Consider the following 20,496-nt stretch of genomic DNA (forward strand, 5'->3'; position numbering starts at 1 on the left):
CGCATCCCACTTCGGGGGCTCCCCTATCACTTGCGGGTGGTGTTAGTTTGCGAAACCGTCTGACGCATCGATCAGACACTTCCTACTCACTGCCTGCAAAGGAATGCCCATAGCAATGGACTTTTCACTCAAGCAACTGGCCGCGTCGACGCTGATCCTGGCCAGCCTTTCGTCCGTGACACTGCCAGCCCACGCGAACCTTACCGAGCAGCAGAGCGCGACCATCCTAAAGACATTCAATGAGGCAAAGGTCAGTGACTTCAGAGCGTTTCTCGGTGATCTGGCCAAGAACGACCTGAGCAAGGCCGACGATCTGCGTCCAGCCATCAGCGCTTTCCTCGACAACAAGACGCTGATCGCCGAACAGCAGAACGAAATCCATCGCCTGCTCGGCCTCTACACCCGCGTGAAGTACGGCAAAGCTGCGCTGGAAACCCTGCGTGAACTGGTGGAAATCCCGACCTTCCGCAAGGACGGTGTCGATCAGCACAACAATCCCGAATTCATCAAGATCGCCGGCAAGATCAAGGAGCTGGCCGAGTCTTTCGGCTTGAAGTATCGCAACATCGACAACCGCGTTTACGAAATCTCCCTCGACGGCAGCGGCAAGGACGTAGTCGGCATTCATGCTCACGCCGACGTGGTGCCGGTAACGCCGGAAAACTGGGTGCTGAAGGACGGCACCAAACTTGATCCGTTCAAGGTCACGCTGATCGGCGACCGCATGTACGGCCGCGGCACCGAGGACGATAAAAACGGCATCGTCGTGACGCTGTATGCCATGAAAGTGATCAAGGAAGAGAAGCTGCCACTGGCGCGCAATTTCAAACTGCTGGTAGACACCACCGAAGAAACCACCGGCGACGCGATTCCTTACTACTTCGAAAGCAACCCGACGCCCGAGTACAACCTGGCACTGGATGGCGGCTATCCCGTAGTGATTGCGGAAAAAGGCTACGGCACCGTCATGGCCAAGTTCGCCAAGCGCAACGCCGAGGGCAAAGGCGCAGAACTCATCTCGATGACCGGTGGCCTGGCGACCAACCAGATCCCTTCGGTTTCGGTCGTCACGCTGGTGACCGACAAACCCGCCGACCTGGCGGCCAGCCTGCAAAAGGCCGGCACCGAATACGCCAAGCGCAATGGCGGCGATTTTGAAGTGAACGCCAAGGTCGATGGCAAAGACGTCAAACTCAGCGTCACCGGTGTTTCCGCGCACTCGTCCGAGCCAGAATCCGGCGTCAACCCGGTCGCCCGCATGCTCGACTTCATCCATAGCGTGGACGGCAAGATCGCCTTCAAGCACAACCACATCACCGACGCTGCGCACTACGCCGCCGACAACTGGGGCCTGGATTACAAGGGTGGCAAGCTGGGCGTCGGATTCGCCGATAGCTTCATGGGGCCGCTGACCACCTCCCTGACCTACGTCGGCATGGACGACAAAACCTTCAAACTCGCAGTCAACCTGCGCGTGCCGAAGGGCAAGTCGCCGGAAGTGCTCAAAACCGAAATCGCCGACAAACTCGCGGCCTGGAGCAAAAAGACCCATGTCGCGGTGAACTTCGACTATTCGATCGCCGAGCCGATGTACCGCAACCCGGAAGGCGAATGGGTCAAGGCGCTGCTGGCCGTGGCCACCGAAAACCTGGGCATGAAACACGAATTCGGTACCTCGGCCGGCGCCACCTCGGTGCATGAACTGCCGAACGGCGTGCAATTCGGTCTGGCGCGACCGGAGGTCAAGTACACCGGCCACACCGATGGCGAGTTCAAGACCGTTGACCAGTTCTTGCTGGACCTGCAGATCGTCACCGAAATGATGGGACGCATCGGGCAATTGCCGAAGCTCTGATCGCGTATCGGGCCCGCCAGATTGGCGGGCCCACAAAAAAAGGACCGCGAGGTCCTTTTCTATTGCCTGACAAAAAACGCACAAACAAAAACGCCGCTCATTACTGAGCGGCGTTTTTGTGAATTTGGAGCGGGAAACGAGACTCGAACTCGCGACCCCGACCTTGGCAAGGTCGTGCTCTACCAACTGAGCTATTCCCGCAATGGCGTCCCCTAGGGGACTCGAACCCCTGTTACCGCCGTGAAAGGGCGGTGTCCTAGGCCACTAGACGAAGGGGACAGGCTACAACTTTCACTAATAAAAACGCCGCTCTTTGCAAAGCGGCGCTTTTTGAATTTGGAGCGGGAAACGAGACTCGAACTCGCGACCCCGACCTTGGCAAGGTCGTGCTCTACCAACTGAGCTATTCCCGCAAATGGCGTCCCCTAGGGGACTCGAACCCCTGTTACCGCCGTGAAAGGGCGGTGTCCTAGGCCACTAGACGAAGGGGACACGCTACCCGGAACACATGGTGTGTGTTTCGGTGTCCAGATCCGCCTCCGAAGATTGGGTTCTGGTTTCACTCAGCACCGCCCGAAAGCGTTGCTGTTTAAAATTGGAGCGGGAAACGAGACTCGAACTCGCGACCCCGACCTTGGCAAGGTCGTGCTCTACCAACTGAGCTATTCCCGCATTGGCGTCCCCTAGGGGACTCGAACCCCTGTTACCGCCGTGAAAGGGCGGTGTCCTAGGCCACTAGACGAAGGGGACACACTACAACATTCACTTCCTGCCGCGTTTCGCTGTGTGCTTTACGCTGCAAGTGGCGCGCATTCTATGGATGGATTGAAAGGTCGTCAACCCCCAGATATAAATTTATTTAAATCAATGACTTCGACCTGCTTTGCGCGCCATTTCCGGCTTTTGCGTCGCCCGACGATTGACGCCTATATTCCGACACTCGCCAAGGCGTTATAGTCCACGGCACAGGTGATGGCAATCTGCACCCCAAGGGCCGGCATTTATATAAGCGGTTCCTTGGCCGATACAGATACAGCTTCGCCGATCCAAACCCGTCGAGCGGCGCTAGGCTCCTGTATGCCAAGCCACTACACTCGCACGCGAACCCTATAAAGAGGTCTTACCGGTGACACCACTCATGATCACCCTGCTAGTCATAGCCGGGATCGCAATCTTGATCGCCATTGGCTACATGAACCATGTGGTGGAAAACACCAAACTGGAGAAGGCCCGCACCAAGGTCGAACTCAACGACCGCCTGCGCCGTTGTGGCGAACTGACCGAAACCTTCCCCGGCCAGTTCATGACCCCGGCCCTCAAGCTGCTGCTGACCCGCCTTGAGCTGAACGTCTGCCAGCGCCTGCTGAACCTGGAAAAGACCAGCGCCACCACCAAGGCCCGCATCACCGAACTGAGCGCCCTCGTGGCCCAGGGCGAATCGATCCCGGTCAACAACCCGCCGGCCCCGATCCAGACCGAAGCCAAGGCCAAAGACGTGCGCTTCCTCCTCGAAGCCCTCCACGGCCAGATCACCCGCGCCGCGCAGGACGGCTTCCTGCCACCGAACGAAGCCAAACACTGGATCCGCGAAGTCCGCCACATCCTCGTGCTGCTGCACATCGAGTTCTTCAACAACCTCGGCCAACACGCCCTCCAGCAAAACCAGCCAGGCCAGGCCCGCCTCGCCTTCGAACGCGGCGTGCAATATCTGCGCAAACAGCAAGACCCGCAAATCTACGCCGAACAACTCCAATACCTGGAAAAACTCCTGGCCCGCGCCAATGCCCAGGTCATGGACAAAATCGCCCCGGTCGAAGGCGAAGAAAACCAGCTGACCGCCGGCCTTAAAGATGTCGAGGCTGACGCGGACTGGAAGAAAAAAGTGATTTACGACTGAGTACAGTCAAAGAGAGAAGCCACCGGAAGGTGGCTTTTTTATTGCCCGCGAGAAAGATCAAAATCAAAAGCGCCCTCACCCCAGCCCTCCCGAAACGTCGGACCGCCCGTAGGGAGAGGGAGCCGACCGAGTTGATTGGGAGAGCCGACGTGAAAGACCGAGTCGCACTCGGGTTTTGAAACGCATGCAACCCAACTCACACTGCGGCACCGTCTGCTGCTTCTTCAGCTTCTTCAGCTTCTGCGTTGGCTTTGGCTTTGGCTTTGGCTTTGGCTTTGGCTTTCACCACTCAACACAATGAGCGTTAGCTCGAGTACCGCTCTTGACGTGCCGGCCCCATCGGAAGGCTGAGTGGAGGGATTTATCCGGGGGTGGGAGCGCAGCGACCGTGCGGCGCAGCCGCATGCATCGAGAGGAGGTGCAGCGAAGCAAACCGTAGGCGATGCCCCCGGATGAATCCCGGAACGAAGGAACCTCGAGCCTCAGCGAGAGGCCGAACGCAGGGGCCCAGCGTTTTGGTTCCTTTGGGGCGTTTGCCAAAGGGACTCGCCGTAAGGGCGAAACCGCCAGCCGCAACACCCAAAGAAACGGATATTCACCCAAAACACCCCAAAACCTGGTCGGCCCAAAGGCCGCCAAGGTCAAATCCAAATCAAAGCCGAAAGTGCCCCACCATCCCCCTGAGCTCACTCCCCAACTGCGCCAGCTCAACACTCGAAGCCGCATTCCCGCGCATGGCAATCGAAGACTGATCCGCACTCGCCCGAATACTCGTCACACTGCGATTGATCTCCTCGGCCACCGAACTCTGCTCCTCGGCCGCCGCCGCAATCTGCTGGTTCATCTGCTGAATCAACGAAACCGCCGCCGCAATGCTCCCCAACGCACTTTCGGTCTGCAACGCATCGCTCACCGCCAGTTTCACCAGTTCGCCACTGCTCTGAATCTGCTGCACCGACGAATGCGCCGCCGAGCGCAAGGCGCTGACCAGCCGCTCGATTTCCTCGGTCGACTGCTGCGTGCGCCGGGCCAGCGCCCGCACTTCATCGGCGACCACCGCAAAGCCCCTGCCCTGCTCGCCCGCTCGCGCCGCTTCGATCGCGGCGTTGAGCGCCAGCAGATTGGTCTGCTCGGCAACACTCTTGATCACTTCCAGCACCGTGCCGATGTTCTGGATTTCCGCGCTCAGACTTTCGATGCTCGAACTGGCCGAGGTCGCCGAGTCCGCCAGTTGCTCGATCCGCGCCATGCTCTGACGCACCACCTGCTGACCGCTTTCGACCTTGCCATCAGCGGTCTGCGCTGCGAGCGCCGCTTCTTCGGCGTTGCGCGCCACATCATGAACGGTGGCGGTCATCTGGTTCATCGCCGTCGCCACCTGTTCGGTTTCCTCTTTCTGGCTGCTGACCTCAAGGTTGGTCTGCTCGGTCACCGCCGACAGCGATTGCGCCGAACTCGCCAACTGCTCGATCCCCGCCTGCAACCCGCTGACAATCGTGCTCAGGCCCGCGCCCATCTGCTGCATGGCCAGCATCAGTTGGCCGATTTCGTCGCGACGGGAGACCTCGATCGTTGCGCTCAGATCACCGGCAGCAATTTGTTGCGCCACATGAATCACGCTGCGCAACGGTGCGACGATCAACCGGGTGATCACCCACGCCGCAATCAGCCCGACCAGCAACGCCAGCGCCGATGAACCAATGATCAGCACCGAATTCTTTTTCAGTTCGCCCTGCATCGCGGCGTCTTGCGCGACATAGGCCTGTTGGACCCGCGCCACGACTTCGTCGGCCCGTTGGTGCAGCTGTTGATAAACGGTCTTTTCCTGGGCCAGCAATCCGGTGTACTCGGCCAGCTTGTCGCTGAAACCGGCAATGTGCCCCGACACTTCATTGAGCACCGTCAGGTAACCCTCATCCTTGACCGTGGATTTGAGCTGCTCGGCCTGGGCCTGAGCCTGGGCAGCCTGCTCGATATTGCCCTGACCGGCACTGTCGTCACCCTTGCGGCTCTGATCCAGGCGTACTCGCGCTTCGTTCATCGCCTGCAACATCAAGCGTGAGACCTGACTGACCTGACCGGCCTGCTCGATGAATTGCGCCCCGTCCTTGCCCTCGCTGTCTTTCAGGGTGTACGCGCCGTCATCGGCAAGTCCTGCCTGCAACACATCGAGATTGTTGGCAACGCTGGACACCGACCAACTGGCCATTTCCAGCGCCAGGTCCTTGGCCTGGGACAACGAGACGAATTCATCGAACGCCTTGCGATAAGCACCCAATGACTGTTGGACGTCATTCATGACCGACTCATTGCCCGGCGACAAAATCTTGAGTTGGTCGGCCATGGCGATCAGACCGTCGACGCCTTCGTGCAAGGCATCGACGGTTTTCGGGTTGCCGTGCAGGGCGTAGTCCTGCTCCAGCAGGCGCACCTTGAGCAAGCCACTGTTGAGCGATGACATCTGCTTGAGGCCATCGAAGCGCTGACTGATGGTTTGCAGGGACCAGACGCCAATGGCGGCCACCAGCGCCGTCAGCAGCAACACCAGCACAAACCCGATACCCAGTTTTTTTGCCATACCGAGGTTGGCAAAACGTCCTTGCACGGCCGAAATCATTGCGCGTAGTCCCCTGCCATAGTCTGTTGTCGAAGATTCGCAATGGCCTCGAACCAGCACAAGTCTCTGGCGTCGGAATAATGGCAAAAAGCTACGCTCGCGTCGTTTTCAGAACGTTCGAGGTCGATCCATGGCTGTATCGCGGAAAAACTGCCGTGCCCGTGGATCACAGGCGTAAGCCACGTTGATCCGCTGCCAGTCGCAGGCTTCGCCACTGGGGCTGAACGACGTTGCGCAGGCCAACCGCACACCGCATCGCAGAGCATGCCTGCGCAAGCGCGCCTCATCGGCCACTGGCGAACGTGCCCAGATGAACAGACCGCCGGTGGGCTTGCCGAACACCTCCCAGTCAGCATCTTCCAGCGCCTGAAGGGCAGCCGCACGATCGGTGGAAAGCCGCTGACGCTGACGCTGTACCAGTTTTCGATAGGCACCACTGGCCAGCAATCCGGCCAGAACCGCCTCGCAGAACCTCGAGGTGCCCATGCAACTGATCATCTTGACCCGCGCCATACGCTCGATCAGCTCGCCATCGGCCACCACGAAACCCACACGCAGCGAGCTGCTCAAGGTCTTGGAAAAGCTGCCGACGTAAATCACCCGCCTCTCGTCATCCAGCGCTGCCAGTCGAGTACCGCTACCGTTGTGCAAGTCGGCGTAGACATCATCTTCGATCAGCCTCAGAGCGTAGATCCTGCTCAACTCCAGGATTCGTCGGGCGACCGCCGGCAACAGGCAACTGCCCGTGGGATTGTGGTGGTGACTGTTGATGAACAGCGCCGACGGCCGAAACTGCTGCAGCAACGTCTCGAGCGCTTCGACATCCGGCCCGCCCGCCGTGCGACGAACCTCCAGCATGCGCACGCCGTGCAGGCGCAGGAGATCGAACAGGGGCGCATAACCGGGGGTCTCGACCACGACGCAATCACCGGCCTTGAACAACGTCCGCACGATCAGGTCCAGTCCGTGGCTGGCGCCAGCGGTGGTCATCACCTGTTCTTCGGCGGCCTTGATATTAAGCAACCCCAGGCGTTTGACGATCTGTTCGCGCAACGCCGGCAGGCCCAGGGGCGTGCTGTAGTTGAACAGACTGGCCATGTCGGCGCGCGTCACCTCGCGGATCGCATAGCCAAGATCATCAGGCTCGCGCCAACTCTCCGGCAGGACGCCACTGCCCAGCGTCAAACCGCCGCGCCATCGGGTGGCTGGATCGCCCCCACTGCACTGCCCCTCACTGGCGGAGCCATCGATCGCCTTGCAACACTCCGGCAGCGAAGCCGCCACAATGAAACCCGAGCCCTGGCGCGAGGCCAGAACGCCCTGCGTCACCAGCCGCTCGCAGGCCTCCATGACGCACGACTGGCTGAGCAGATTGCACCGGGCTATGTGTCGCACGGAGGGCAGGCGCGTCGTCGGCGGCACCTGCCCTTGCATGATCCAGTCGATCAACCCGTCAACAATCTGCTGTACGACCGGCACCATTGCCTGTCGGTCAATTCTCAATTCCATGAGCACGCAAACTCCTGTCCGTTTTTGCTGGCGGCAGTAAATCACAGCCACGTCCTTGAGACTGTGCGACAAAACCGCCAAAAACCTCCTTTCTCAATATTTGAAACACATTGTTTAGCGAATTCACGGAGCCACCCCCGAGACGATAAAAGCCCGCCGATGGGCGGGCTCGTTCATGCATCAGCCAATGGCCTCTCAGAAGGCGGTCACGCCACCATCCACGGCCAGCGAATGGCCGGTGGTAAACGCCGCGCCATCACTGCACAGGTACAGCACGGCGCTGGCAATTTCCTCGACCTTGCCGATACGACCGACCGGGTGCATCGCGTTGGCAAATTCGCCTTTCTTCGGATCCGCTTCATAGGCGCGACGGAACATGTCGGTGTCGATCACTGCCGGGCATACGGCGTTGACGCGGACTTTCTTCTTGGCGTATTCGATGGCGGCGGACTTGGTCAGGCCGATCACCGCGTGCTTGGAAGCCGCATAGATGCTCATCTTCGGCGCAGCGCCCAATCCAGCCACCGACGCGGTGTTGACGATCGCCCCGCCGCCCTGAGCCAGCAGCAACGGCAGCTGGTACTTCATGCACAGCCAGACGCCCTTGACGTTGACGCCCATGATCGCGTCGAACTCGTCCATCGAGCCTTCGGCCAGTTTGCCCTTCTCGATCTCGATCCCGGCGTTGTTGAAGGCATAGTCGAGACGGCCGTAGGTATTGATTACCTCGTCCATCAGATTCTTCACTTCGCTTTCGACGGTCACGTTGCAGCGCACGAAGGTCGCTTCGCCGCCGGCTGTACGAATCAGCGCCACGGTGCCCTCGCCCCCGGCCGCATCCAGATCGGCCACCACCACTTTCAGACCTTCGGCGGCGAACGCCTGGGCCGTCGCGCGGCCGATGCCGTTGGCCGCGCCGGTGACGACGGCTACCTGACCGGAAAACGTCATGCTCATTGTTATGTCCTCGAATGCGGGGGGATTGATGAAGGCAGCATAGCCAGAGGGGCCTGAGTGACGTCAGCACTATCAAAAGGCCGGTTAGGCTTGCATGAATCGCAGTGATGAAACCCATGGATCGACTATCACCGTACTGGATCGGCCTGCATTCGCCCCGTGAGCCAACCTTGCGGCATCGCTCATGAAGGTCTATCAACAAGGCTTCATTCAACTCGAGTGCCTGTCATGACCAACCAGACCAATCGCCAGTTCCTGCTCGCCAAACGCCCGGTGGGCGCCGCCACCCGCGAGACCTTCACCTATCAGGAAGTCCCGGTCGGCGAGCCGGCGGCAGGGCAGATTCTGGTCAAGAACGAATACCTGTCCCTCGACCCGGCCATGCGCGGCTGGATGAACGAAGGCAAGTCCTACATTCCGCCGGTGGGTCTGGGCGAAGTCATGCGCGCGTTGGGCGTGGGTAAAGTCGTCGCCTCGAACAACCCGGAGTTCGCGGTCGGGGACTACGTCAATGGTGCGCTGGGCGTGCAGGATTATTTCCTCGGTGAGCCCAGAGGTTTCTACAAAGTCCATCCGAAACTGGCGCCGCTGCCGGTTTATCTGTCCGCACTGGGCATGACCGGCATGACCGCCTACTTCGCCCTGCTCGATGTCGGCGCACCGAAGGCTGGCGATACCGTGGTGCTGTCCGGCGCTGCGGGCGCGGTGGGCAGCATTGCCGGGCAGATTGCCAAGATCAAGGGTTGCCGGGTAGTCGGGATCGCCGGCGGCGCGGACAAGTGCAAGTTCCTGGTCGATGAACTGGGCTTCGACGGCGCCATCGACTACAAGAGCGAAGACGTGTTGGCCGGCCTTAAACGCGAATGCCCGAAAGGTGTGGACGTGTATTTCGACAACGTCGGCGGCGATATCCTCGACGCCGTGCTCAGCCGTATCAACCTGAAAGCACGCGTGGTGATCTGCGGCGCAATCAGCCAGTACAACAATAAGGAGGCGGTCAAAGGCCCGGCCAACTACTTGTCGCTGCTGGTCAACCGCGCGCGGATGGAAGGCTTCGTGGTGATGGATTACGCCGCGCAGTACGCCAGCGCCGCCCAGGAAATGGCCGGCTGGATGGCCAAGGGTCAGCTCAAGAGCAAGGAAGACATCGTCGAAGGCCTGGAAACCTTCCCGGAAACCCTGGGCAAACTGTTCAGCGGCGAGAACTTCGGCAAACTGGTATTGAAGGTCTGAAAACGAGGAAGGGAGCCATCGGGCTCCCTTCATTGCATCTTCAGCTGTTCGCTCAGGCCAGTTCGGCAACCACCGAGGCCAGGGCCTTGGCCGGATCCGCCGCCTGGCTGATCGGACGGCCGATCACCAGATAGTCGGAACCGGCATCCAGCGCCTGACGCGGGGTCAGGATGCGACGCTGGTCGTCCTGGGCGCTGCCGGCCGGACGAATCCCCGGGGTCACCAGTTGAAGCGACGGGTGCGCGGTTTTCAGCGCAGTGGCTTCCAGCGCCGAGCACACCAGACCGTCCATCCCGGCCTTCTCGGCCAGTGCCGCCAGACGCAGCACTTGCTCCTGCGGCTCGATGTCCAGACCGATACCCGCCAGATCCTCACGCTCCATGCTGGTCAGCACGGTCACGCCGATCAGCAACGGTTGCGGGCCGCTGCGCTTGTCCAGCTCTTCACGACAGGCCGCCATCATGCGCAGGCCGCCGGAGCAGTGAACGTTGACCATCCATACGCCCATCTCGGCCGCGGCCTTGACCGCCATCGCCGTGGTGTTGGGAATGTCATGGAATTTCAGGTCGAGGAATACTTCAAAACCCTTGTCACGCAGGGTGCCGACGATTTCCGCGGCGCAGCTGGTGAACAGTTCCTTGCCCACTTTGACCCGGCACAGTTTCGGGTCCAACTGGTCGGCCAGCTTCAGTGCGGCGTCACGGGTAGGGAAATCCAGGGCGACGATGATAGGAGTCTGGCAGGCGGACATGGATGGGCTCTCAGGCAAGTCGAAATCGGCGCGCATTGTAGCGGAACCGGCGACGGCGCGGCACCCGATGATCGGTAAATCGTCGCACCAACCGTGATCAGCATAGCCTTGCAGGGTATTGTGTCGAACCCGATACACAACCGACACGCCGGCAACATGCGCCCGCGCTAGCCTCGCCAGCCGCAACAAGTCCTTACAGCAGCCCTTCCCGCCTCACGGCCGGACGCCTATGCTGAAACCACAACCTCGCAGCCTATCTTTGTGGTTGGCGGCCTACTGGCAGATGAACAGCCTCATGCACAACTCCCAAGTCTCCGTGAACGACGAGCAGAAAGACGACAAGCGCTGGAGCATCCGCGCGCTGATCGTCGACGATGACGTGCCGATCCGCGAACTGATGATCGACTACCTGGCCCGCTTCAACATTCACGCCAGCGGCGTCACCGACGGCGCGGCGATGCGCCAGGCGATGCAGGCCGAGCATTTCGACGTGGTGGTGCTCGACCTGATGCTGCCCGGCGAAGACGGCTTGTCGCTCTGCCGCTGGCTGCGCGCAGAGTCCGACATCCCGATCCTGATGCTCACCGCCCGCTGCGAACCCACCGACCGGATCATCGGCCTGGAACTGGGCGCCGATGACTACATGGCCAAACCGTTCGAACCTCGGGAGCTGGTGGCGCGGATCCAGACGATTCTGCGTCGGGTGCGCGACGACCGCACCGAACAGCGTGCGAATATTCGCTTCGACAACTGGCGCCTGAACAGCGTCCTGCGCCAGCTCATCGCTGACGATGGCCTGGTGGTGCCGCTGTCCAACGCCGAATTCCGCCTGCTCTGGGTGTTCATCGAACGTCCGCGCCGGGTGCTCAGCCGCGAACAGTTGCTGGACGCCGCCCGTGGCCGCTCGATCGAAGCCTTCGACCGCAGCATCGACCTGCTGGTCTCGCGCCTGCGGCAAAAACTCGGCGACGACCCGAAAGCCCCGCAGTTGATCAAAACCGTTCGCGGTGAAGGCTACCTGTTCGACGCGCGAGACATCGGCTGATGCGGGCGCGCTTCGACACGCTGTTCGGCCGCCTGTTCGGCGTGCTGTTGGTGGCGATCGTCCTGGCGCACTTGCTGGCTTTCGCCTGGTTCCGCCTCTACGGCCCGCCTCCCCCACCTCCGCCGCCAGAGTTCTCGCAAAACCTCGACGGCAAACAGCCGCCGCAGGATCCACGTTACCCGCCCCGTCCGCCGCGCCCCTGGTTCGGCGGGCCGATCGTGCCGCTGACTTTCCAGTTCATCTCGCTGATCATTGCCGCGTGGTACGGCGCCAAGCTGCTGACCCGGCCGATCCAGCGCCTGAGCGACGCCGCCGAGCGCCTGAGCGAAGACCTCGACAGCCCGCCACTGGACGAAACCGGCCCGCGGGAAGCACGGCAGGCTGCGTACACCTTCAACCTGATGCAACAGCGCATCCGCGAACAGGTGCAGCAGCGCGCGCGGATGCTCGGCGCCGTCTCCCACGACCTGCGCACCCCGCTGTCACGGCTGAAACTGCGCCTGGAAAACATCAACGACGACAAACTGCAGGGCCAGATGCGCCAGGATCTGGACGACATGATCGGCATGCTCGACGCGACCCTCACCTACCTGCACGAACAACGCACCAGCGAAGCGTTGCAGTTGATGGACGTGCAAGCGCTGGTCGAATCGCTGTGCGAAAACGCCCAGGATCAAGGCGCCGACGTTCAGGTCAGCGGCCACTGCGCCCCGTTGCAGGTACAGCCGATGGCCCTGCGCTCATGCATCAACAACCTGATGGACAACGCCCTGCGCTACGCCGGCCAAGCGCACATCGAACTGCAAGACCAGCGCGAACAACTGCTGATCCGCGTCATCGACCACGGCCCGGGCATCGCGGCGGACAAGCATGAAGCGGTATTCGAACCGTTCTTCCGCCTCGAAGGCTCACGCAACCGCAACTCCGGCGGCGTCGGCCTGGGCATGACCATCGCCCGGGAAGCGGCGCAACGCCAGGGCGGACAACTGACCCTGACAGAAACACCCGGCGGCGGCCTGACCGCCGTGATCCAGCTGCCCCGCCACTGATTCCGACTGTGTACCGGCCGGTACAAAACCCACATACCCACGACACCTTGCACCTTGAGGCTGCATAAGCCGGTACACCCACCGGTTTTCCAGTCCAAGGAGTGAGCCCGATGATCGGTAGCGTCAGCAACTACACGAGCTATACCAGCACCAGCAGCACCTCCACCCAAAACGCCCGCAGCCAGCAACTGCAAAAGGAACTGTTCGCCAAGCTCGACAGCAACGGCGACGGCGCGGTGGATCAGGACGAACTCGGCAGTGCCCTGTCACAAAAGTCCAACGACGGCCTGCTGGTCAGCCTGAGCAAACAATTCGGCGATCTGGACAGCGATTCCAGCGGCAGCCTCAGCGCCGAAGAAATGACCGCCATGGCCCCACCCCCACCGCCCCCAGGCGACCAGGCCCCCAACACCGAACTCGCCGACGCCCTGATCAGCGCCCTTGACGCCGACGGCGACGGCGCCATCAGCAGCGACGAGCTGAGCAATGGCCTGACCAGCGCCGGCAGCACCGCCGACAGCAGCAAAATCTTCTCGGCCCTGGACAAAAACGAAGACGGCGTCGTCAGCCAGGACGAACTCGCCGCCAGCCTCACCCCACCGCCACCCCCGCCGCCGCAAGCCTCCAGCGACGAACTCTTCAGCCAGCTCGATGCCGACGGCGACGGCAGCGTCACCGCCACCGAACTGAACAGCGCGCTGCAGGCCAGCGACGACACCTCATCGAACAACACCGACACCGCCGCCGCCCTGCTCAAAGTGCTGGACAGCGACAGCAGTGGAGGCGTCAGCAGCGACGAACTGAAAGCTGCACTGCACGCAGGCCGTGAGCGCCCGGATGACGAACGGACCGCCAGCAATACTCAAACCACTACCGAGGCGCTGAACCGGATGATTGCCAATCTGAGCAAGCAGTACTCGCTCGAAAGCACCGCGTCGGTGGGCAAGTATTTGAATGTGGCGACTTGAGATTGGGTGAGGATTTGAGGGACGACTGAGGTTGGCTGGGTGAGTGGTTTGCTTCGACTTAGCGGTGTGTCAACAAAGCGCCCTCACCCTAGCCCTCTCCCGGAGGGAGAGGGGACTGACCGAGGTGTTTGGAGAGATACGCCGACGTGAGATACCGAGGTGAACTCAGGTTTTGAAACACATAAGTTCACTACTGCCAACGCGCCCGCGCCTGCTCCTCATCGACATTGGCACCAGCACCAGAATCTGCTTTCGCTTTGGCTTCCCACCACTCAACACAATGAGCGTTAGCTCGAGTACCGCTTTTGACGTACCGGCCCCGTTGGGAGGCTGAGTGGAGGGATTTATCCGGGGGTGGGAGCGCAGCGACCGTGCGGCGCAGCCGCATGCATCGAGAGGAGGTGCAGCGAAGCAAACCGTAGGCGATGCCCCCGGATGAATCCCGGAGCGAAGGAACGCCGAGCCACAGCGAGGCGCCGGACGTTGGGGCAAGCCCTTTTGGTTCCTTTTGGGGCGTTTGCCAAAAGGGACTCGCCGTAAGGGCGAAACCGCCAGCCGCAGCACCCGAAGAAACGGATATGTACACAGTCAACCCAAAACCTGGTCGGCCCAAAGGCCGCCAAGTCCAAAGCCTCAAACCCGAGCCTGACTCTTACTCCAATCCGTCAACAAACTATAAGCAACAGCCAAAAGCGTAGGCCCGATAAACAACCCGATAAACCCAAACGCAATCAACCCGCCAAACACCCCAAGCAACACAATCACCAACGGCAGATTCCCGCCCCGGCTGATCAGATACGGCTTGAGCACGTTATCCACGCCACTGATGATGAACGTCCCCCAGATCCCGAGAAACACCGCCATCCCGTACTCGCCCTTCCAGGCCAGCCACGCCGTGGCCGGAATCCACACCAGCGGCGGTCCCATCGGAATCAGACTGAGCAGGAACGTCACGATCCCCAGCACCAGCGCCCCCGGTACCCCGGCAATCAGGAAACCGATCAGCGCCAGCACCGCTTGCGCCGCCGCCGTACCGATCACCCCGTTGACCACCCGTTGCACGGTACCGGCCACCAGATCGATGTAGTACCCGGCCCGGTCACCGATCAGGCGTTGCAGCAGACTGTGCACGAACGCCGCCAGTCGCGGCCCGTCGCGGTAGAAAAAGAACACGAAGACAATGCTCAGGGTCAGCTCGAGAATCCCGCTGCCGATCTGCGCACTGCGCGCCAGCAACCAGTTGCCGACCTGCCCCAGATAGGGTTTTACAGTCACCATCAGCGCCGCGCCCTGCTGATCGATGCTGTTCCAGATCCCGACAAGACGCTCACCCACCAACGGCACGCCGCCCAGCCAACTCGGCGCCTCAGGCAATCCGTCGACCTGCACATCCTTGATGAACGCCGTGGCATCACGCACGTGATCGGCCAGATTGAACCCCAGCCACACCAGCGGCCCCGCCACCAGCAACATCCAGCCCATGGTCAGGACCAGCGCCGCGAGGGATTCCCGGCCATTGAGCCAGCGGGTCAGCAAGCGCATCAGCGGCCAACTGGCAAACGCCAGCACCGCGCCCCAGAACAGCGCCGACCAGAACGGCGCCATCACCCAGAAACTGGCACCAAACAACACCAGCAACAGGATCTGCACCAGCAGACGATCATTATTGGGCATGTGAAATCTCGAAAAAAATCAGTCAGGCAAAGAGTAGGCGAACACGTCGAGCGTGTCCGCCAAAGACACCTTATCGCAATAGATCGATGCGCAGACCTTCGCCGTCGACACTGCCGGTTTCCATTCGCGCGGCGCGCACGCCCTGCCCGATCAGCGCCTGCCGCCAGGCCTCGGCCTTGGGTCCGGACACCGTCACCCGCAACGTGGTGTCGAGGTTCAAGCCACGGGACAGCAAGCGCAGCCAGGTGTCATCCGGATCGCCGGCCAGTTTTGGAAAATCCAGTTCGCCGGTGCTTTTCAGTTCCCGCAACAGCGTGGCCGAGGTCGGCAGCAGCTCACCGAGCGGTGCCAGTGCTTCAAACTGTTCAACGTGCAGATAAGCTTTGCGATTGCCGCGGGTGATGCTGTACAGCGCCACCAGCGTGTTGTCGCGCGGGGCCGCGAGCCTCAACAGCAGATAGGCCTGCTGCTCGTCGGCACCGTACAGCTTGGCGTTGCCGAACACCTCGTTGGCCCACAGGCTGCTCTCGCCGCAATCCCGGGCCTGGCACCAGAACAACAGCTGGGCGTCCTGCTTTTGCAGGGCTTCGCGAGCGAGGGTGAAAGCTTCGGTGGCGGAATGTTCCGGCGGCAATTCATAGGTCACCGAGGTGGTTTGCCCCCGGGCGCTGACCTGGCCGTCGAAACGCAACTGGCCGCTGATCTTGCGGATCGAGCCGAGCGGGTAGATCCGCTCCAGCTCCACGGCGGGGCGATAGTCGACGATCTGTGCATCGGCCACACGCGGCACGATCGGCAGGTCCTGACTGCCCGGCAGGTCGGCAGCGAATAGAAAGGGACTGAAACAGCACAGCGCCAGCAGACTGATAGATCGCATGGACAGGCTCATCGCAGGGGCATGGCCTGGGTGCCTTGAGGGCAGTTCGAAGTCGCAGCGGTGTAGAAATCCATCTTGGTTGTCTCCCATTTCAACCTGCCCAGCCTCGACAGTTGCCGGGAGCAAGTCAAGGAATGGCGAAGAACCGATTGAAACAGTCTGCGACAAGGTCGGCCCCGGCCTCATCGTTCAGGTGCAGATGGTGCCCGCCCGGCAGCTGTTCCCGGTCAAAGGGTAGACGCTCCAGCAGCTCCGAATGTTTGGCCAGCATGCCGTCAGCGGCGACCACCAATTGCGCGGGGCAGGCAATGCGCTGGACGAACGCCATCGCCTGCTCCTGGGTCAGGCGCAGCGGCGATGGCAGGGTCAGGCGGTTGTCGGTGCGCCAGGTGTAACCGCCGGGCACCGGCATCAGACCGCGCCGGGCCAGCAGTTCGGCGGCCTCGCGACTGACCGCCACCAGCCCTTTCATCCGCGCCTCGATGGCCCGGTCGAGAGTGTTGTAGACCGGTTTGCGCTTTTCCCGAAGATCGAGCTGCGCCTGCAGGGCCATTCCCATACGCTCGGCGGCGTTCTCGCCTTTGTCGGTAGGAGGAATTACCCCGTCGATCAACGCCAGATGGGTGATGCGTTCGGGCAACGAGCCAGCCAGCACCAGCGAAACAATGGCGCCCATGGAGTGCCCGAGCAGGCCGAAACGCTTCCAGCCCAGTTGTTCGGCGACCTGCAGCACGTCATGGGCGTAATCCCACAGTGCGTAACCGGCGCCGTTCGGCCGGTGCCCGGAATGCCCGTGACCGGCCATGTCCAGCGCCACGATGCGCAAGCCTTTGAGCTTGGGCGCCAGGCGGGCGAAGCTGTTGGCGTTGTCCAGCCAGCCGTGCAGGGCGATCACCGGCAACCCGTCTTCCGGGCCGAACAGGTGCGCTGCCAGTTCGATATGCGGCAGGCTCAGGCGCACTTCTTCGACGGCGGGGTTCATGCGCAATCCTTGTCTTGCCGGCGCTCCCAGCGATTGAACAGGTTTTTCAGCAATTGTGCGGTGTCCTGCGGACGCTCAAGCGGAAACATATGGCCGCCGGGCACGGTCAGCGACTCGCCTTGAGGCAGGCGCCCGACGAACCGGGTGTGGTGGTTCATCACCACGCGGCTCTTGTGCCCGCGCACCACCGCCAGCGGTACTTTCAATTGCCGGGTATGCGCAGGACTGGTGTGCGGCACGCCGCGATAGATGCTGATCTCGGTCGCAGGATCGAAGCGCAGGCGCAATTTGTCGCCGACCTTGTGCAGACCATGCTGCAAGTAGGCATCGAAACATTCCGGATCAAAGCTGCGAAACAACGTCTTGCCGGCAAAATAACCACGGGCGCTGTCCAGGTCGGCAAATTCTTCGCGCCGCCCGAGCGTGCGGCCGGCCGGCGTCAGTTTGTCGATGAAACCAAAGCGCTTGGCGGCGCGGATCACCCATTGATCGGTGCGGGTCAGCACCGGCGAGTCGAGCATCACCACGCCCCGATACAGTTCCGGGCAACGCAGTGCGGCGTGCAGATGCAGCATGCCGCCGAAGGAATGGCCAACACCCCACACTGGTTCATCTTGTTGTTGCAGGTGATGGATGAGTTCATCGACCAGGTGGTACCAGTTGTCACCCGCCGGGAAACGCGGGTCATGGGCGTGTTGTTCCAGATGCGCGACCCGGTACTCGGGCGCCAGCGCCGCGAACAGTTTGCCGTAGGTGCCCGAAGGGAAACCGTTGGCGTGGGCGAAGAAGATCGGTTGCGACATACCGGCAAATCCATGAGCGGAAAACAGGCGTTGATTGTCCGTAAGACCGTGTCCCACAGCAATGACCGTAACTGCCAGGAATGATGACAGTCCGGTCAGGGCTATGACGCTCGCGCCATCAACGTGCCGGCGGTTGTTCTCCCAGCGGCACCACCGCCATGGTCAGGCGCGACACACAACTGGCCTTGCCTTCATCGCTGGTCAGGCGAATGTCCCAGACGTGGGTGGTACGGCCGATGTGGATCGGTTTGGCCACCGCCGTCACCCGCCCGCTGCGCAGACCACGCAAGTGGTTGGCGTTGATTTCCAGGCCCACGCAATAGAACTTGCTGGCGTCGATGCACAGGTAACTGGCCATCGAGCCGACAGTCTCGGCCAGCACCACCGAGGCGCCGCCGTGCAGCAGGCCGTAAGGCTGGTGAGTGCGATGGTCGATGACCATGCTGGCCGTCAGGGATTCCTCGTCGAAGGACTCGAAGCGGATGTCCAGCACTTCGCCGATGGTGTTTTTCTGGATTGCGTTCAACTGCTCGATGTTCGGAGTGGTGCGCCACAAGGTCATCGCAGGCTTCCTTTGTTGTTTTGATCGACGCTCAATCCTGCCACAGCACCGCCTCGCTGCGCTCGCTCCATTCTTCGAAACGTGCTCCGTAGGTGTCTTCGATGATGTTGCGTTTAATCTTCAAAGTCGGCGTGAGGAAGCCGTTCTCCACTGCCCAGCTGTCCTTGACCACCACCAGTCGGCGCAGGCGCTCGTGCTTGTCGAGTACGGCGTTGACCTCCTCCAGCAGTTTTTCCAGACTCGAATGCAGCGGCGCGCGGGGCTCTTCCCGGCCCACGGCCGAGAGCACGCATAACCCCAGCGGCGCACTCAGACCGTCGCCGACCACGCAGACCTGTTCGATCCGCGAATGCACCGCCAGCCGGTTTTCGATCGGCGCCGGGGCGACGTATTTGCCCTTGCTGGTCTTGAAGATTTCCTTGAGCCGCCCGGTCAGGCGCAAACGTCCTTCAGCGTCCTGCTCGCCCTTGTCGCCGGTGCGCAGGAAACCGTCTTCGGTGAGGGTCTCGGCGGTTTTCTGCGGTTCCTTGAAATAGCCGAGCATGTTCGCCTGGCTGCGCACCTGCACTTCGCCGGACTCGTCGATCCGCACTTCAACTTCGGGGCACGGCCGGCCAATCCAGCCTTCCTTGTATTGCCCCGGCAGGCAGATGTGCGAATACCCGCAGCTTTCGGTCATGCCGTAGACCTCCAGCACGTCGAGCCCGAGTTTCTGATACCAGCGCAACAGGGTCAGCGGCACCGGCGCCGCGCCAGACAGCGCTACGCGCAAGGCATCCAGCCCCAACCCCGCCAATACCTTGTGGCCGATCCGCTTGCCGATGAAGGGCAGACCGAGCAGGAAATCCAGACGTTTCGCCGGGATCTTGCTGTAGACGCCCATCTGGAACTTGGTCCAGATCCGCGGCACCCCGAACATCGCCGTTGGTCGCGCCCGCTTGAGATCGGCAAGAAAGGTGTCGAGGCTCTCGGCGAAAAACACCGTTTGCCCGGTGTAGATCGACGCCAGCTCAACGAACATCCGCTCGGCCACGTGGCACAGCGGCAAATACGACAGCAGCCGGTCGTTCTCATTGAGGCCGAACAGCTGCGTACCGCGCGTCGTCGCGAACCCGAGATTGGCAAAACTGTGCATCACGCCCTTGGGCAGGCCGGTAGTGCCGGAGGTGTAGATGATGGTCGCCAGTTGCTCGGCGGCGGGACGCGGATCGTCCTGGATCGGCGAGCTGCGTTGCAGCTCATCCCAGTTGAAATCGAACGTGCCCGGTGGGTGCAGCGGCAGGCTGACGGTGGTCAGGCCCGCCGGCACGCCTGGCGACATACCCGGCCAGTCATCGAGTTTGCCGATGAACGCCAGCACGCTTTCCGAGTGGGTCAGCACCTGATTCACCGATTCGGCGGTGAGGTTCGGATAGAGCGGCACCGAAACGTGTCCGGCCATCCAGATCGCCAGGTCGGCGATGATCCAGTGCGCGCAGTTTTTCGAGATCAGGGCGATGTGGCTGCCTGGCGGCAATTCCCGGGATCGCAGCCAGTGCGCAGTACAGCGGGCCTGATGGCCGACGTCGGCCCAGGTCAGTGTCTCGACCTGCCCGCCGCCGATCGGCTGCACCAGAAAACGCTGACGCGGGTGCCGGGCCTCGCGTTCGTAAAACACGTCCAGCGGCAAACGGAAGGCGGAAGACATTCGACTCGCTCCTGTTTTTTGGTCTGGAGC

At 61.6% G+C, this 20,496-nt stretch carries 16 protein-coding genes, 6 tRNA genes and 1 pseudogene; 6 read left to right on the top strand and 17 right to left on the bottom strand.

Going from position 1 to position 20,496, the window contains the following annotated elements; genetic code table 11:
* Nucleotides 1-115: 115 nt before the first annotated feature.
* A complete protein-coding gene (locus AWU82_RS01345) occupies nucleotides 116-1,855 on the top strand; it encodes a dipeptidase (RefSeq protein WP_064383519.1) in 1,740 nt (579 codons plus the stop codon).
* Between the two features lie 125 nt (nucleotides 1,856-1,980).
* Here AWU82_RS01345 and AWU82_RS01350 read toward each other — a convergent pair.
* From AWU82_RS01350 to AWU82_RS01375, 6 genes are all read right to left on the bottom strand, one after another.
* Nucleotides 1,981-2,056, bottom strand: a tRNA-Gly gene (locus tag AWU82_RS01350).
* Nucleotides 2,057-2,058: 2 nt separating this feature from the next.
* Nucleotides 2,059-2,134, bottom strand: a tRNA-Glu gene (locus AWU82_RS01355).
* Between the two features lie 58 nt (nucleotides 2,135-2,192).
* Nucleotides 2,193-2,268: transfer RNA gene (locus AWU82_RS01360), tRNA-Gly, on the bottom strand.
* A gap of 3 nt (nucleotides 2,269-2,271) precedes the next feature.
* Nucleotides 2,272-2,347 (bottom strand) — tRNA-Glu (locus AWU82_RS01365).
* 104 nt (nucleotides 2,348-2,451) lie between these two features.
* Nucleotides 2,452-2,527: transfer RNA gene (locus tag AWU82_RS01370), tRNA-Gly, on the bottom strand.
* Between the two features lie 2 nt (nucleotides 2,528-2,529).
* Nucleotides 2,530-2,605, bottom strand: a tRNA-Glu gene (locus AWU82_RS01375).
* Between the two features lie 388 nt (nucleotides 2,606-2,993).
* Here AWU82_RS01375 and AWU82_RS01380 point away from each other — a divergent pair.
* Nucleotides 2,994-3,752, top strand: coding sequence for a hypothetical protein (locus AWU82_RS01380; protein ID WP_011335462.1), 759 nt, complete (start codon nucleotides 2,994-2,996; stop codon nucleotides 3,750-3,752).
* A gap of 652 nt (nucleotides 3,753-4,404) precedes the next feature.
* Here the strand turns inward: AWU82_RS01380 and AWU82_RS29425 are convergent.
* From AWU82_RS29425 to AWU82_RS01395, 4 genes and pseudogenes are all read right to left on the bottom strand, one after another.
* Entirely contained in the window at nucleotides 4,405-5,286 is an 882-nt protein-coding gene (locus AWU82_RS29425; RefSeq protein ID WP_371857911.1) for a methyl-accepting chemotaxis protein, read from the bottom strand.
* A gap of 27 nt (nucleotides 5,287-5,313) precedes the next feature.
* Nucleotides 5,314-6,369, bottom strand: a pseudogene (locus AWU82_RS29430) (methyl-accepting chemotaxis protein); the annotation flags it as partial.
* 108 nt (nucleotides 6,370-6,477) lie between these two features.
* The gene (locus tag AWU82_RS01390) at nucleotides 6,478-7,878 is read right to left on the bottom strand and encodes an aminotransferase-like domain-containing protein (RefSeq protein WP_064383523.1); all 1,401 of its coding nucleotides are present in this window, start codon (nucleotides 7,876-7,878) and stop codon (nucleotides 6,478-6,480) included.
* 195 nt (nucleotides 7,879-8,073) lie between these two features.
* A complete protein-coding gene (locus tag AWU82_RS01395; protein WP_064383524.1) occupies nucleotides 8,074-8,835 on the bottom strand; it encodes an SDR family oxidoreductase in 762 nt (253 codons plus the stop codon).
* A gap of 228 nt (nucleotides 8,836-9,063) precedes the next feature.
* Here AWU82_RS01395 and AWU82_RS01400 point away from each other — a divergent pair, with 228 nt between their 5' ends.
* Nucleotides 9,064-10,068 (top strand): NADP-dependent oxidoreductase, encoded by a 1,005-nt coding sequence (locus tag AWU82_RS01400; RefSeq protein ID WP_064383526.1) that lies wholly within the window; start codon nucleotides 9,064-9,066, stop codon nucleotides 10,066-10,068.
* 52 nt (nucleotides 10,069-10,120) lie between these two features.
* Here AWU82_RS01400 and pyrF read toward each other — a convergent pair whose 3' ends face one another.
* Nucleotides 10,121-10,819, bottom strand: a complete 699-nt coding sequence (pyrF, locus tag AWU82_RS01405) for an orotidine-5'-phosphate decarboxylase (protein ID WP_007960372.1) — start codon at nucleotides 10,817-10,819, stop codon at nucleotides 10,121-10,123.
* Between the two features lie 295 nt (nucleotides 10,820-11,114).
* Between pyrF and AWU82_RS01410 the strand changes: the two genes are divergently transcribed.
* The 3 genes from AWU82_RS01410 (at nucleotide 11,115) to xopAW (ending at nucleotide 13,881) form a co-directional block, all read left to right on the top strand.
* Nucleotides 11,115-11,864 (top strand): response regulator, encoded by a 750-nt coding sequence (locus AWU82_RS01410; RefSeq protein WP_064384157.1) that lies wholly within the window; start codon nucleotides 11,115-11,117, stop codon nucleotides 11,862-11,864.
* Nucleotides 11,864-12,913, top strand: a complete 1,050-nt coding sequence (locus AWU82_RS01415) for a sensor histidine kinase (protein ID WP_064383527.1) — start codon at nucleotides 11,864-11,866, stop codon at nucleotides 12,911-12,913. Before AWU82_RS01410 ends, AWU82_RS01415 begins: the two co-directional genes overlap by 1 nt.
* A 110-nt stretch (nucleotides 12,914-13,023) precedes the next feature.
* Nucleotides 13,024-13,881: an EF-hand domain-containing protein gene (xopAW, locus tag AWU82_RS01420; RefSeq protein ID WP_064383529.1), complete on the top strand. Its 858-nt coding sequence runs from the start codon at nucleotides 13,024-13,026 to the stop codon at nucleotides 13,879-13,881.
* 633 nt (nucleotides 13,882-14,514) lie between these two features.
* Here the strand turns inward: xopAW and AWU82_RS01425 are convergent.
* The 6 genes from AWU82_RS01425 to AWU82_RS01450 form a co-directional block, all read right to left on the bottom strand.
* Nucleotides 14,515-15,555, bottom strand: a complete 1,041-nt coding sequence (locus AWU82_RS01425; RefSeq protein ID WP_064383533.1) for an AI-2E family transporter — start codon at nucleotides 15,553-15,555, stop codon at nucleotides 14,515-14,517.
* Between the two features lie 70 nt (nucleotides 15,556-15,625).
* Nucleotides 15,626-16,432, bottom strand: a complete 807-nt coding sequence (locus AWU82_RS01430; protein ID WP_064383534.1) for a DUF4892 domain-containing protein — start codon at nucleotides 16,430-16,432, stop codon at nucleotides 15,626-15,628.
* A gap of 127 nt (nucleotides 16,433-16,559) precedes the next feature.
* Complete coding sequence (locus tag AWU82_RS01435; protein WP_064383535.1) at nucleotides 16,560-17,414, bottom strand: alpha/beta hydrolase; 855 nt, start codon at nucleotides 17,412-17,414, stop codon at nucleotides 16,560-16,562.
* Nucleotides 17,411-18,217, bottom strand: a complete 807-nt coding sequence (locus tag AWU82_RS01440) for an alpha/beta fold hydrolase (RefSeq protein ID WP_039772855.1) — start codon at nucleotides 18,215-18,217, stop codon at nucleotides 17,411-17,413. Before AWU82_RS01440 ends, AWU82_RS01435 begins: the two co-directional genes overlap by 4 nt.
* 118 nt (nucleotides 18,218-18,335) lie before the next feature.
* The gene (locus AWU82_RS01445; RefSeq protein WP_007957810.1) at nucleotides 18,336-18,779 is read right to left on the bottom strand and encodes a hotdog fold thioesterase; all 444 of its coding nucleotides are present in this window, start codon (nucleotides 18,777-18,779) and stop codon (nucleotides 18,336-18,338) included.
* A 31-nt stretch (nucleotides 18,780-18,810) separates the two neighbouring features.
* The gene (locus tag AWU82_RS01450) at nucleotides 18,811-20,466 is read right to left on the bottom strand and encodes an AMP-binding protein (protein ID WP_064383539.1); all 1,656 of its coding nucleotides are present in this window, start codon (nucleotides 20,464-20,466) and stop codon (nucleotides 18,811-18,813) included.
* Nucleotides 20,467-20,496: the final 30 nt, after the last annotated feature.

The sequence above is a fragment of the Pseudomonas glycinae genome, assembly GCF_001594225.2.
Lineage (GTDB): Bacteria > Pseudomonadota > Gammaproteobacteria > Pseudomonadales > Pseudomonadaceae > Aquipseudomonas > Aquipseudomonas glycinae.